The sequence below is a fragment of the Pseudomonas sp. NPDC089392 genome (assembly GCF_044749595.1).
Lineage (GTDB): Bacteria > Pseudomonadota > Gammaproteobacteria > Pseudomonadales > Pseudomonadaceae > Aquipseudomonas.
Map to the genome: position 1 here is coordinate 173,873 of NZ_JBIVIF010000007.1, position 13,769 is coordinate 187,641.

Genomic DNA, 13,769 nt, shown 5'->3' on the forward strand with positions numbered 1-13,769 from the left:
GCAAAAGGCGTATGCGGACAATCAGTCCAGCAGGGTGGCCCAGCTTTCAACGACATCGCCGCCCCAAGTGGCTTTCCACTCTTTCAGGGTCTTGTGGTTGCCGCCTTTGGTTTCGATCACTTCACCGTTGTGCGGGTTCTTGTATTGCTTGACCTTGCGCGCGCGCTTGGTGGCAACAGCCTTGACCGCACCACGAGGTGCCTTGCTCAGTTTCGACTCTGGGTCGAGCAGGGCAATCACGTCGCGCAGCGACTTGGAGTACTCGCCCATCAGCGTGCGCAGTTTGCCTTCGAACTCCAGTTCTTTCTTCAGCTTGTCATCCTGGGACAGGTTGGCCAGGCGAGCTTGAAGTTCCTTGATGGCCTCTTCGGTGGCACGGTACTCGTTGATCAGGGACATGGAGTGTTCCTTAATGCGTGTTCAGAAATGTGTGGGGCAATAATAGACAGGCGATACTCGCAAGTAAACATATTATTGGGCAATTAATTGTTAATTAAGCTGTGACAATATTTCTCTACGTGAACAAAATTTTACAATTAGCCCTGTGTTTCGTCATGTCTGTCAGACACTGCCCACGCGGTGCATGGCGACGTACACCGGCCATGGCGACTGCGATCAATACTGCGTTTTTCTTGGCGGGCCGCTAGAATGAGCGCCTTTGCGAAGTTCTGGAGTCTCATTCATGCGCACCTATCGTCTGGTGATCGCCTGCCCCGACCGTGTTGGCATCGTGGCGAAAGTCAGTAATTTCCTGGCCTTGTACAATGGCTGGATCAACGAAGCCAGCCACCACTCTGATGAGCAGAGCGGTTGGTTCTTCATGCGCCATGAAATCCGAGCCGAATCGCTGCCATTCGGTATCGAGGCCTTCCGCGAGGCGTTTGCGCCAATTGCCGAAGAGTTCTCCATGACCTGGCGCGTTACCGACTCGGCACAGAAAAAGCGTGTGGTATTGATGGCCAGCCGTGAGTCGCACTGCCTGGCCGACCTGCTGCACCGCTGGCACACCGACGAACTGGACTGCGAGATCCCTTGCGTGATTTCCAACCACAACGACCTGCGCAGCATGGTCGAGTGGCACGGTATTCCGTTCTTCCATGTACCAGTCGACCCCAAGGACAAGACCCCGGCCTTTGCCGAAGTGTCGCGCCTGGTGCAGGAGCACGCCGCCGACGTAGTGGTGCTGGCCCGCTACATGCAAATCCTGCCGCCACAACTGTGCCGGGATTATGCCGAGAAGGTAATCAACATCCACCACAGCTTCCTGCCGTCGTTCGTGGGCGCCAAGCCGTACCACCAGGCTGCCCTGCGTGGCGTGAAGCTGATTGGCGCAACCTGCCACTACGTGACTGAAGAACTGGACGCCGGCCCGATCATCGAGCAGGACGTGGTGCGTGTCAGCCATGCCGACAGCATCGAGGACATGGTTCGCTTTGGTCGTGATGTGGAGAAGATGGTGCTGGCCCGTGGCCTGCGTTATCACCTGGAAGACCGCGTGCTGGTGCATGGCAACAAGACGGTGGTGTTTGACTGATACAGTCGGGTTGCCTGTGAGATTTTGGGGCTGCTTCGCAGCCCATCGCGACGCAAGGCCGCTCCTACAAGGCGTACGCTGTGTTTTGTGTAGGAGCGGCCTTGCGTCGCGATAGGGGCGCAGCGCGCCCCCGGCATTCTTGAGGTAATACATCAATGGCGAATCCACGCAACCAACCTACCGCATCACCCCCACCCACCCTGGGCGAAGGCTGCCTGGCCCGCTATGACCCCGAAGCCCTGGCCGACACCGACGGCACCGACTTCCCCGGCGCCGCCGAACTGTGGCAGCAGCTCAACCCGCCTGACGCCGCCAGCGCTCCAGCAACGGACGCGCCAGCAGGCACACGAACACCGGCCCACCCGCCAGCAAGTAAAAGTAGTAAGTAACCGCCCGCCATATCAGGATCGCCGCCGCCGCGGTCGAACTGCCCACAAGTGGCGTCAGCAGGCTGGCCGAAGTCAGCTCGGCGGCACCCGCCCCACCCGGCAGCAGGCTGAACTGCCCGGCACTGAGTGACAGCATCTGCACCAGGAAGCTGGGGATCCACGCCAAATCCACGCCCAGTCCGCGCAATACCAGGTACAACACGCTGTAGCGCAGGCCCCAGTGTGCGCAGGTCAGGGTGAACACCAGGCTCAGGGTACGTTTGGGCAGGCGCCAGGTTTGTGCCAGCGCGTCGATGAAGTGCAGCAGTTTGCGCGCCCAGCGGCGTTTGCGTTGCTGGCTTATGCCCAGTCGCCGCAGCAGTTTGCCGTTGACGCGCATCACCGTGCGCCGGTAGCGCAGTAGCCCGGCCACCCCTGACAGTGCCGTGCACAGCAGTAGCGCACTGCCCAGCAACATGCTTTCCTGGCTGCGGCCCAGGCTGTGGAACAACGCATAGCCGGCTATCGCCAGCATTGCGCAGAAGAAAAACACCAGGTCGTTCAATTGGTCCATGGCGAACACGGCGCCGCTGCGTGCCGGGCCGATGCGGTCGCGGGCCAGCAGGGCCATGAGGGCCAAGGGCCCGCCGCTACCGCCGGGGGTGGTGCAGATGGCGAACTCGGTGGCCATCACCACGCCGAGGCTGCGCATGTGCCCAAGCCTTGCGCCTTGCTGGCCGAGCAACAGGCGCAGGCGAATGGCGTTGATCACCCAGCACAGCAGGATGATGCCCAGCAGCGTGAGCATCAGCGCAGGGTCGAAGCGTTGCAGCCTGGGTAGCAGCTCGCTACCACCGAGCAAAGCCGGCACCAGCACCGCGCCGAGCAGTGCCAGGCCTAGCCAGGCCAGGCGGTTCATGTGCGGGGCTGGCGGTCCAGCCAGGCCGACTTGGTCAGTGGCTCGCGGCCTTGGGCGAGCAAGGTGCGCAAGGTGCTCAGCCAGTAGTCGCGGGACGCGCGGTGGCGCATGTCCACTGGGTGCAGGCCCAGGCGCAGTGTCTCGGCGTCACGCCAGCGCCGGCATTGCCAGTCGCACAGCACCCTGGAAAGGCCGCGGCGCCAGGCGCTGCGGGCACTCCATACCAGCCCCGGGGCTTCGATCGCAGTAAACTCCGGCAAGCGGTACAGGTGCTGCGGGGTGCTGGTGTAACGCAGGGGCAGGCGGCGCAGGGCCTGGCGGGTGCCTTCGCTCATCAGCCAGGCCGGCGCGACGAAGCCGGCTACAGGCCAGCCCTGTTGCTGGAACAACGCCAGGCCGTGCTCCAGGCGTTGCAGCGCCTGCTGTTGGTCGAGGCCGTAAAACTCGCCTTCATGGGTATAGATGCGGCGCATGAAGTATTCACCTGGCGTACGCGGTGGCGGGCCGTTGTCGGCATGGTAGTAGCCATGCAGGGCCAGTTCGTCACCCTGGTCCAGGCGCCGTTCTAGCAAGCGGCAGAAGGTAGGCGAGCGTTGCAGCGGGTTACAGTGGTGAAAGTCCGGCACCACCAGCCAGGTCATGGGGATGCCGCCGATGGCGTCGATGGCCTGCACGAAGGGTTGGTAGTCTGGCCAGGTCTCGGGCGCGATATCGTGCAGCACCAGCATCAGGCTGCGCGATGCGGGCAGTGGTTCAGCCATGGGCGCGTGCCTGCGGCTGGTGGCCGAGCACCGCCTGGTAATGCTGCAGCAGCCCGGTCACGACGTGGTCCCACGAATAATGCTGCTCCACATGACGGCGGGCTTGTGCCCCGAGTTTGCGCACGCCGGCCTCGAAGGCTTCGCGCACGGCCGCCGCCATGGCCTGGCCATCGTTGGGGCGGCACAGGCGCCCGCACTGTTCGTTGACGATTTCGCCAAAAGCACCGGCGCGTACGGCCACCACCGGCGTGGCGCTGGCCATGGCCTCAAGAATGACCAGGCCGAAGGTTTCCTGGTCGCCGGCGTGCACCAGCAGGTCGGCGCTGGCCATCAGCCGGGCGACTTCCGGCGCCGGGCAGAAGTGGTCGATCACGCTGACGTTGCGCGGCACATTGGCCGGCATGTTCGAACCTACCAGCAGCAGGTGGTAAGGGCGGCCCAGCTGCTGCATGCAGTCGAGCAGCACCGGCAGGTTCTTTTCCCGCGAGCCGCGGCCGGCGTAGATCAGCAGGCGGCTGGTGTCGGCAATGCCCAGTTCGGTGCGCAGGCGCGGGTCGCGCTGTTCGGGGTTGAAGGTGGCCAGGTCCACGCCCAGGCGCTGTACATGCACGTCACGTATACCCAGGCGGCGCAGCTTGTCGGCCATTACCTGGCTGGGGGCCAGTACCCGGTCGAAATTGCCGTACAACTTGCTGACATAGGCCTCGACATTGGGCGTGAACCAGTTGCCCATGCGGTTGCTGACCAGCAGCGGCAGGTCGGAGTGGTAGAAGCCTATCACCGGCACGTTGAGCTGGCGCCGCGCCTCCAGCGCCGCCCAGGCTGTCAGGTAGGGGTCGCCGACTTCGATCAGGTCGGGTTTGAGTCGGCGCAATTCACTGCACCAGGGGGCCAGGCGCAAGGGGAAGCGGTAACCGTTGCCAAACGGCAGCGGTGGGGCGGGCACCTGGTAGATGCCATCGGTGTGCTGTGCGCTGGCACCGGGGATCAGCAGGCTGTGGCGTACACCGTGGATGGCGTCGAGGCGGCGGTGTTTGGCATCAAGGTAGGTACGTACGCCGCCGCTGGCCGGGGCGTAGAACATGGTGATGTCGGCGATGTGCACGATCAGCATCCCTCCGGGATCGTCTTCGGGTGTGTCATCAAGCGGTAACTTGCCGGCGATGACGCGCCTAAAGGTTGACCTTTCTGAAGGATAGTTTGTTCGATCGGGGTTGGGTGGGAGCGGGGATGGCAGGGGCAGCTGTGTGGGCTTCTTCGCGGGTGAACCCGCTCCTACCGGGATCACCACGCATTCAAGGGTGGCGGAGAGCCCGTAGGAGCGGGTTTACCCGCGAAGAAGGCAACTCGGTTTCAAGGTCAGATACGGAAACTGCCCACCAGGTGCTTCAGGCGCCCGGCCTGCTGTTCCAGGTCGGAGCACGCACGCAGGGTGGCCTGCAGGTTCTCCACGCCTTCCTGGTTGAGCATGTTGATCTCGTTGATGTCCATGTTGATCGCCTCGACCACGGCAGTCTGCTCTTCGGTGGCGGTGGCCACCGACTGGTTCATGCCGTCGATCTCGCCGATACGCACGGTAACGCTGTCCAGCCGCTCACCGGCCTGGTTGGCGATCTGCATGCTGTCCTGGCTGTGGCGCTGGCTCTGGTCCATGGTTTCGACCGATTCGCGGGCACCGACCTGCAGTTCTTCGATCATGGTCTGTACCTGCTGCGCCGACTCCTGGGTGCGGTGCGCCAGGTTGCGCACTTCATCGGCAACCACGGCAAAACCACGCCCGGCTTCACCGGCGCGGGCCGCTTCGATGGCGGCGTTCAGCGCCAGCAGGTTGGTCTGCTGGGAAATGCTGGTGATCACTTCGAGGATCTGGCCGATGTTCACGGTCTTGTTGTTCAGCGTTTCGATGTGCGCGCTGGAGGTGACGATCAGGTCGGATAGGCGGTTCATCGCTGCAATGTTGCGCTCGACCACTTGCTGCCCTTCTTCAGCCAGCAAGCGCGCGGAGCTTGCGTGCTGTGATGCCTGCGCGGCGTTGCCGGCAATTTCCTGGGCGGCGGCGCCCAGTTCGTTGATGGCGGCGGCCACGCTGTTGGTGCGGTTGGACTGCTCGTCGGAGTTGGTCATCGACGAGTTCGAGGCGCTGATGACCCGCAGGGCGACTTCATTGACTTGCTCGGTGGCCGAGGACACTTCGCTGATCGAGCTGTGGATACGCTCGACGAAACGGTTGAAGGCGCTGCCCAGGATGCCGAATTCGTCGTGATTGTGGATGCGCAGGCGCTTGGTCAGGTCGCCTTCACCTTCGGCGATGTCCTCCATGGCGCGGGTCATGGTGTGCAGCGGCTGCATCAGTACGCGGATCAGCAGGCCAAGCAGGCCGATGATGATCACCACCGCCACGACCGTGGCGATCACCGCCGAGGTGCGGAAGGTGCTGAGCATCGAGAAGGCCTTGTCCTTGTCCACCGACAGGCCGATGTACCAGTTGGCCGACGGCAGGCCGCTGATCGGGGTGAAGGTCAGCAGGCGGGCCTGGCCATCGCTCTGGACTTCGGTCAGCTCGCTGGTCAGCTTCGGGGTGTGCTGCGGGAACAGGTCCGACAGCGACTTCATCACCAGGTCTTTGTCCGGGTGTACCAGGATCTTGCCCTGGCCGTTGACCAGGAAGGCGTAGCCCATGCCGCCGAAGTTCAGCGAGTTGATGATTTGCACCAAACCGTCCAGAGCCAGGTCACCACCAACCACGCCCTCACTGCTGGAGACCTTGCTGAGGATACCGATGACCATCTTGTTGGTGGTCATGTCGATGTACGGCTCGGTCAGGGTTGCCCCGCTGGCATTCATGCCATCTTTGTACCAGGGGCGGGTGCGCGGGTCATAGCCGTCGGGCATTTTCGAGTCAGGGCGCACGCTGAAGCCGCCATCGACCTTGCCCAGGTAAACAGTGAGGAAGCTGGAAATCAGCGCATTCTGGCCCATCAGGGTTTCAGCGTTGGCCGGGTTCTGGGCAATGTTCTGCGCCAGGTTTTCCACCAGCTTGATACGGCCTTCGAACAAGTTGCGGATATTGGTTGAAGTGGAAGCGCCCATTTCAGCCAGATAGCTTTCCAGGTCCGCGCGGATGGCATTACGCTGGAGGTAATCGTTGTAGAGGGTGAAAAGGCTGAAGGCGAGTATCACGATCAGTGATGCCGCCAAAAGAATCTTGTGGCTGAAACGAAGGCTTTTGTTCATGGCGTTAATCGGGTCCGCTAAGGTTTTATATCAGGCGTTCGCACGAGTGGAGCCGCAAGGCTGTGCAACATCCCGAAAAGTCCCTTTTCGGTTGTTCCTCTCTATTAAGGCGAATATCACCCAAAGGTATCGGCCGAATTAAGCTAAAGCTTGAGCAGAGGGCTAAAGAGATGTCGGAATCTTCGACCATCGTTGTAGGTGCAGGCCCGGATGGCCAGCCTGTCGGGCAAGCAATGCGGCTGGCCAACCGCCATGGCCTGGTAGCGGGCGCGACGGGTACCGGCAAGACCGTCACCCTGCAGCACCTGGCGGAAGTGTTCAGCAGCGCCGGGGTGGCCGTGTTCGCCGCCGATGTCAAAGGCGACCTTTGCGGCTTGGGCGCTGCAGGTGCGCCGCAGGGCAAGGTGGCCGAGCGTATCGCTGGCATGCCCTGGCTGGGGCATACGCCCCAGGCCTACCCGGTAAACCTGTGGGATATCGCCGGGCAGGCCGGCCACCCGCTGCGTACCACCCTCAGTGAAATGGGGCCGCTGTTGCTGGGCAACTTGCTGGAACTGACCGACAGCCAGCAGGCGGCGCTGTATGCGGCGTTCAAGGTGGCTGACCGCGAAGGCCTGTTGCTGCTGGACCTCAAGGACCTGAAGGCGCTGCTCGCGCACCTGAAGGACAACCCGCAACTGCTGGGCGAAGACAGCGCGCTGATGACCACGGGCTCTACCCAGGCCTTGCTGCGGCGCCTGGCGACCCTGGAGCAGCAGGGCGCCGAGGCGCTGTTTGGCGAGCCGGCTTTGCAGTTGGAAGACCTGCTGCGGCTGGACTCGGATGGCCGTGGGCGCATCCACTTGCTCGACGCCAGCCGGCTGGTGCATGAGGCGCCCAAGGTGTACGCGACGTTCCTGCTGTGGCTGCTGGCCGAGTTGTTCGAGCAGTTGCCCGAGCGCGGCGATGCCGACAAGCCAGTGCTGGCGTTGTTCTTCGACGAAGCCCACTTGTTGTTCAACGATACGCCCAAGGCGTTGCAGGACCGCCTGGAACAGGTGGTGCGGCTGATTCGTTCCAAGGGCGTGGGGGTGTATTTCGTCACCCAGTCACCGGGCGACTTGCCGGACGCGGTGTTGGCTCAGTTGGGCTTGCGTATTCAGCATGGCTTGCGGGCGTTTACCGCCAAGGAGCAGAAGTCGTTGCGGGCGGTGGCCGATGGTTTTCGCCCCAACCCGGCATTCGACACCCTGGCGGTGCTGACCGAGCTGGGAATTGGTGAGGCATTGGTCGGTACGCTGGAAGAGAAGGGCACGCCGGCCATGGTGCAGCGGGTGCTGGTTGCGCCACCGCAGTCACGTATCGGACCGTTGAGTGCGGCTGAGCGCAGCGCGCTGATTACCGCTTCACCGTTGGCGGGGCGCTATGACAAGCCGGTGGACCGTGAGTCGGCCTATGAAATGCTGACCCAGCGTAAAGGCGAGGCGGTGGAGCCGGCGCCGCAGCCGAAGGCGGATGAAGAGAGCTTTGCCGACAAGGCGGGCGAGTTCTTGCAGAGTGCGGCAGGGCAGGCGATCAAATCGGCGGTGCGCCAGGCGGCCAACCAGTTGGGGCGGCAGTTGGTGCGTGGGTTGATGGGGTCGTTGTTGGGGGGCAAGAAAAAGTAGTCAGCCTGTACCGGCCCTATCGCCGGTACAGGAGTGACACCTATGAAAAAAGGCGCCCGAAGGCGCCTTTTTCTATTGCGGTATCACTCAGCCAATGGCTTTGGACGCCAGCCAGAACAGGCCAGCCGCCAGGCCCATCGAGGCCGGCAGGGTCAGGAGCCAGGCCAGCAGGATGGTTTTCACGGTGCCGCCTTGCAGGCCGCTCTTGTTGGCGACCATGGTGCCGGCCACGCCGGACGACAGCACGTGGGTGGTCGATACCGGCAGGGCGAACACGTTGGCCATGCCGATGGCGCAGGCTGCGGTGATCTGTGCCGACATGCCCTGGGCGTAGGTCATGCCCTGCTTGCCGATCTTCTCGCCAACGGTCAGTACCACCCGCTTCCAGCCAACCATGGTGCCCAGGCCCAGGGCCAGGGCGACGGCCACGATCACCCAGAAGGGGGCGTATTCGGTGGTGGCGGTCAGGTCTTTGCGCAGTTTTTCCAGGTCGGCTTTTTCACGCGCGTCCAGGCCTGGCAGCTTGCCAACTTTCTTCGCGGTGTCGTCCAGGCACAGCAGGTAGCGGCGTACTTCGACACGCTTGTCGGCATCCAGGCTGTGGTAGTCGGTCACGCCCTGGAGCGAGGACTGCAGCGCGGCGATCGTCGGCTCGGTCTGCTGCGGGTTGCAGCTGAACTGCTCCGGCAGGTCGCTGGACTTGGCCTTGCCCAGGGCCAGGAACTCGCCCAGGGTGGCTTCGTTACGCTGGTAGAACTGGCTCATGTGCAGGGTGGCGTCGCGGGTACGCTCGATCTGGTAGGTGGTGCTGTTCAGGTCGAGGACGAACTTGGCCGGGACGATGCCGATCAGCACCAGCATGATCAGGCCGATGCCTTTCTGGCCGTCGTTGGAGCCGTGCACGAAACTCACGCCCATGGCCGAAACCACCAGCACCATGCGGTTCCAGAACGGCGGGTGCTTCTTGTCGTCGAGCTTGCGGCGCTGGTCGGGGGTTTTGTGCATTTTCGACAGCGGGCGCCACCACTTCAGGCCGATCAGCAGCAGGGCCGCAACGGCGAAGCCGGCCATGGGCGAGACCACTAGCGACATGGCGATGTCGATCGCCTTCTGCCAGTTGACGCCGTCGCCCAGCGGGATGTCGTTGATCAGGGCATTGGCCAGCCCGACGCCAAGAATGGAGCCGATCAACGTGTGCGAGCTGGAAGCGGGGATGCCGAAGTACCAGGTGCCCAGGTTCCAGGTGATGGCCGCAGCCAGCAGCGAGAAGACCATGGCCAGGCCATGCCCGGTGTTCACATTGATCAGCAGCTCTACCGGTAGCAGGTGCACGATGGCATAGGCCACCCCGACACCGCCGAACAGAACGCCAAGGAAGTTGAACACACCGGAGAAGAACACGGCGAGGTGCGGCGGCATGGCTTTGGTATAGATGACGGTAGCTACCGCGTTGGCGGTGTCATGAAAGCCATTGATGAACTCGAAGGCGAGTACGAAGGTCAAGGCGAGCAGCAGGCTCACCAACACCCAGGCATCCAGTCCGCTGAATAAATCGATCATGAAGGTTGTCTGGCGGTCATAGGGGGGCGGGATTATGCCAGAAAACCTTGGCAATCGATGCACTTGCTACAGACCGATGGCAATCTTCATGCTGCCAATGCAATGTGCGTGGTGGGGTGTGCAAACAGGTAAATTTCCGTGAAAAAGCGCAAACGCTGGCGAAATCCGGTAAAAACGCCAAGTAAATGCCGTTTTTCCACAATTCAAACGAATGTTTGAAATTTGTGTGATTCCATTTCATCTTCGGTCAGGCAGTAAAGATCGACCGCGCCCGGACTGGCCGGGCGACGACGCGCTGGCGTGGTCCCAGGGTCAGGGATGGTCGCTGCGCAGTTCCTTTTCCATACGTTCCAGTTCCTGGCTGAAGGCCTGGTCGCGCACACTGGCACGTTTGCGCCATGGTTTGCGTTCCGGATCCGGTTGTGCGGCGTAAGTGGTGACTTCGCCACCGTAAACATCCTTGTAACGTTCAGCCTGGCGCTCGAGTTCCGCGCGCAGTTCATCTTTCGTCACATGTAGTACCTGAATTAAGTGTGATGACTGTTGTTATGCGTTGTGCTGCATGCACAAGCCTTGCTGGCCGCAACGACTTGATACAGCGGAAGGTTCCAATACCACGGTAGCGGCGAGGCCAGCGCAATCGATTATAGCAACCGATAATTCGCCGAACATCGTTATTTACCCAACCCTGACATCATCTGACGTAATGAGTGGATGTGTCCGGGAACAGTTTGGACCATTCGTACAAGTTTGAAAGGCATGCCGGTAAAAAGTTCGCTGCAATGCCGGGGCGGGGCCCAAACGAAAAACGGCCTCGCCGTAAGGCGAGGCCGTTGCCTGGGGACTTCTACGGTGGGTACCTGACCAGTCTCTCCAAAGAAGCCACAAGTGGCATGAGAAAGGTATAAGCAAAAGTGTCAGCGGTCAATTGCGATTATCGGCCGTTTGTTCGATAATCGCACGAACCGGCGTTTTTTTTGAGGTGTGCGATGAGTGACCAAACCCAGGACAACGATTCCGTGAACCCGGAGGCGGTACGACCTGCATCGGCTGCCATGGCGCCGCCGATCGTGGCTTCACCAGCCAAGCGCATCCAGGCGTTCACCGGCGACCCGGATTTCATGACCTCGCTGGCACGTGGCCTGGCCGTGATCCAGGCCTTCCAGGAGCGCAAGCGCCACCTGACCATTGCCCAGATCAGCCACCGCACCGAGATACCCCGGGCGGCGGTGCGGCGTTGCTTGCACACGCTGATCAAGCTGGGTTATGCCACCACCGACGGGCGTACTTATTCGCTGTTGCCCAAAGTGCTGACGCTGGGGCATGCGTACCTGTCGTCGACGCCGCTGGCGATTTCTGCCCAGCCTTACCTGGACCGCATCAGCGACCAACTGCATGAAGCGGCCAACATGGCCACCCTCGAAGGTGACGACATTCTTTATATAGCCCGTTCGGCCACGGTGGAGCGGCTGATTTCGGTCGACCTGTCGGTGGGCGGGCGCTTGCCGGCCTATTGCACGTCGATGGGGCGTATTCTGCTGGCGGCCATGGATGACACCAGCCTGCGTGAGTATCTGGATCGTGCCGACCTGAAGGCGCGTACCAGTCGTACGCTGAATGACCCTGAGTCGCTGTTTGCCTGTATCCAGCAGGTGCGCGCCCAGGGCTGGTGCGTGGTGGACCAGGAGCTGGAACAAGGGCTGCGTTCGATTGCGGTGCCGGTGTACGACGCCTCGGGGCAGGTGCTGGCGGCGTTGAACGTGAGTACCCACGTTGGGCGGGTGACGCGTAGTGAGCTGGAACAGCGCTTCTTGCCGATTCTGCTGGCGGCCAGTCGCGACCTTTGCCATCAGTTGTTTGGTTGAGATTGCTGGGGGCGCTGTGGGGTTTATCGAGGCGTCGAACCGCCGAGAAGAAGCCAACGCGGTGGATGGCACCGGCGCTGCCGGTGTTCGCGGGACAAGCCCGCTCCCACAGCGCCCATTCAAATTTAGAACAGGCAAAAGCCTTTCCTGTGCGATAAACGCACAATGTCGCTTCCGGTGAATTGCTTCACCTGCGCCCGCTGATTAATGTCTCTCGCAACGGTCGGCTGTGCCGACCGAACAAGAAAAACATAAGAGGCACTTACCATGAATACTGTCCACTCGCTGCTGCGGCCGCACCCGCACGCAGTCCCGTTGTATCCAGGCTGACGCAGGCCACATTCCCAAACTTCGCCCTCTGTGCCGGTAACTCGCGTGCAGTGGCCTGGCTGTGCCCACATTCTGGATAACAACAATGAACCAAGCGCAAACCAACGTCGGCAAAAGCCTCGACGTCCAGTCGTTCATCAATCAGCAGCCGCTGTCCCGCTATCAGTGGCGGGTCGTGCTGCTGTGCTTCCTGATCGTCTTCCTTGATGGCCTGGACACTGCCGCCATGGGCTTCATCGCCCCGGCCCTGTCGCAGGAGTGGGGGATCGACCGCGCCAGCCTCGGCCCGGTCATGAGTGCCGCATTGATCGGCATGGTATTTGGCGCCCTGGGCTCCGGGCCGCTGGCCGACCGCTTTGGTCGCAAGGGGGTTCTGGTAGGCGCGGTGCTGGTGTTTGGCGGCTTCAGCCTGGCTTCGGCCTACGCCAGCAACGTCGACCAGCTGCTGGTGCTGCGCTTCCTGACCGGGCTGGGCCTTGGTGCTGGCATGCCCAACGCCACTACGCTGCTGTCCGAATACACCCCGGAGCGCCTCAAGTCGCTGCTGGTAACCAGCATGTTCTGCGGCTTCAACCTGGGCATGGCCGGTGGTGGCTTCATTTCCGCCAAGATGATCCCGGCTTACGGCTGGCACAGCCTGCTGGTGATCGGCGGCGTGCTGCCATTGCTGCTGGCCGTGGTATTGATGGTATGGCTGCCTGAGTCGGCGCGGTTCCTGGTGGTGCGTAACCGTGGCACCGACAAGGTGCGCAAGACCCTGGCACCCATCGCGCCGCAAGTGGTGGCCGAAGCGGGCAGCTTCAGCGTGCCGGAGCAGAAGGCGGTGGCTGCGCGCAACGTGTTTGCGGTGATCTTCTCTGGCACCTACGGCCTGGGCACCTTGCTGCTGTGGCTGACTTACTTCATGGGCCTGGTAATCGTCTACCTGTTGACCAGCTGGTTGCCGACCCTGATGCGCGACAGCGGCGCGAGCATGGAGCAGGCTGCCTTCATTGGTGCGCTGTTCCAGTTTGGCGGCGTGCTCAGTGCCGTTTTCGTGGGCTGGGCCATGGACCGTTTCAACCCGCACAAGGTGATCGGCATTTTCTACCTGCTGGCTGGGGTGTTCGCCTACGCCGTGGGGCAGAGCCTGGGTAACATCACCCTGTTGGCCACCCTGGTACTGATCGCCGGTATGTGCGTGAACGGTGCGCAATCGGCAATGCCGTCGCTGGCAGCGCGTTTCTACCCGACCCAAGGCCGTGCCACGGGTGTATCGTGGATGCTGGGTATCGGCCGCTTTGGCGCGATTCTCGGGGCCTGGAGTGGCGCAACGCTGCTGGGCCTGGGCTGGAATTTCGAGCAGGTGCTGACGGCGCTGCTGGTGCCGGCTGCACTGGCGACTGTCGGTGTGATTGTGAAGGGGTTGGTTAGCCACGCTGACGCGACCTGAACAGCGGGGCCGCGTTGCGGCCCATTCGCAGCGCAAGGCTGCTCCTACAAAGGCAACGCGCCCGCCTGTAGGAGCAGCCTTGTGCTGCGAATGGACTGTGCAGTGACAGATGGTTAGTAA

Annotated in this window: 11 protein-coding genes and 1 pseudogene; 4 read left to right on the forward strand and 8 right to left on the reverse strand. The window is 62.1% G+C overall.

Features of this window, described 5'->3' with window-relative positions:
- Nucleotides 1-21 precede the first annotated feature (21 nt).
- Nucleotides 22-399 carry a histone-like nucleoid-structuring protein MvaT gene (mvaT, locus tag ACIP1G_RS09675; protein WP_060497979.1) on the reverse strand — a complete coding sequence of 126 codons (378 nt, stop codon included), beginning with the start codon at nt 397-399 and terminating at the stop codon, nt 22-24.
- 283 nt (nt 400-682) lie between these two features.
- On the opposite strand from mvaT, the gene purU reads away from it, so the two are divergent.
- Nucleotides 683-1,534 carry a formyltetrahydrofolate deformylase gene (gene purU / locus ACIP1G_RS09680; protein WP_400735899.1) on the forward strand — a complete coding sequence of 284 codons (852 nt, stop codon included), beginning with the start codon at nt 683-685 and terminating at the stop codon, nt 1,532-1,534.
- A 294-nt stretch (nt 1,535-1,828) separates the two neighbouring features.
- On the opposite strand, the gene ACIP1G_RS09685 is transcribed toward purU, so the two are convergent.
- The 5 genes and pseudogenes from ACIP1G_RS09685 to ACIP1G_RS09705 all read right to left on the reverse strand — a co-directional run.
- A complete protein-coding gene (locus ACIP1G_RS09685; protein WP_400735902.1) occupies nt 1,829-2,821 on the reverse strand; it encodes a lysylphosphatidylglycerol synthase transmembrane domain-containing protein in 993 nt (330 codons plus the stop codon).
- Nucleotides 2,818-3,582, reverse strand: a complete 765-nt coding sequence (locus ACIP1G_RS09690; RefSeq protein WP_400735905.1) for a DUF2334 domain-containing protein — start codon at nt 3,580-3,582, stop codon at nt 2,818-2,820. The genes ACIP1G_RS09685 and ACIP1G_RS09690 overlap by 4 nt, the downstream gene beginning before the upstream one ends.
- Nucleotides 3,575-4,696, reverse strand: coding sequence for a glycosyltransferase family 4 protein (locus tag ACIP1G_RS09695; RefSeq protein WP_400735908.1), 1,122 nt, complete (start codon nt 4,694-4,696; stop codon nt 3,575-3,577). Before ACIP1G_RS09695 ends, ACIP1G_RS09690 begins: the two co-directional genes overlap by 8 nt.
- A gap of 245 nt (nt 4,697-4,941) precedes the next feature.
- Nucleotides 4,942-5,706 carry a methyl-accepting chemotaxis protein gene (locus tag ACIP1G_RS09700; protein ID WP_400735965.1) on the reverse strand — a complete coding sequence of 255 codons (765 nt, stop codon included), beginning with the start codon at nt 5,704-5,706 and terminating at the stop codon, nt 4,942-4,944.
- A 93-nt stretch (nt 5,707-5,799) separates the two neighbouring features.
- Nucleotides 5,800-6,816 (reverse strand): annotated as a pseudogene (locus tag ACIP1G_RS09705) (cache domain-containing protein); the annotation flags it as partial.
- Between the two features lie 170 nt (nt 6,817-6,986).
- Here ACIP1G_RS09705 and ACIP1G_RS09710 point away from each other — a divergent pair.
- Nucleotides 6,987-8,462 carry a helicase HerA-like domain-containing protein gene (locus ACIP1G_RS09710; RefSeq protein WP_400735911.1) on the forward strand — a complete coding sequence of 492 codons (1,476 nt, stop codon included), beginning with the start codon at nt 6,987-6,989 and terminating at the stop codon, nt 8,460-8,462.
- An 87-nt stretch (nt 8,463-8,549) separates the two neighbouring features.
- Here ACIP1G_RS09710 and ACIP1G_RS09715 read toward each other — a convergent pair whose 3' ends face one another.
- The gene (locus tag ACIP1G_RS09715) at nt 8,550-10,022 is read right to left on the reverse strand and encodes an inorganic phosphate transporter (protein WP_400735913.1); all 1,473 of its coding nucleotides are present in this window, start codon (nt 10,020-10,022) and stop codon (nt 8,550-8,552) included.
- A 312-nt stretch (nt 10,023-10,334) separates the two neighbouring features.
- Nucleotides 10,335-10,535, reverse strand: a complete 201-nt coding sequence (locus ACIP1G_RS09720; RefSeq protein ID WP_400735916.1) for a hypothetical protein — start codon at nt 10,533-10,535, stop codon at nt 10,335-10,337.
- A gap of 476 nt (nt 10,536-11,011) precedes the next feature.
- Here ACIP1G_RS09720 and pcaR point away from each other — a divergent pair, with 476 nt between their 5' ends.
- Both pcaR and ACIP1G_RS09730 read left to right on the forward strand, forming a co-directional pair.
- Nucleotides 11,012-11,887 (forward strand): pca regulon transcriptional regulator PcaR, encoded by an 876-nt coding sequence (gene pcaR, locus ACIP1G_RS09725; protein ID WP_400735919.1) that lies wholly within the window; start codon nt 11,012-11,014, stop codon nt 11,885-11,887.
- A 415-nt stretch (nt 11,888-12,302) separates the two neighbouring features.
- A complete protein-coding gene (locus ACIP1G_RS09730) occupies nt 12,303-13,649 on the forward strand; it encodes an MFS transporter (RefSeq protein ID WP_400735922.1) in 1,347 nt (448 codons plus the stop codon).
- Nucleotides 13,650-13,769 lie beyond the last annotated feature (120 nt).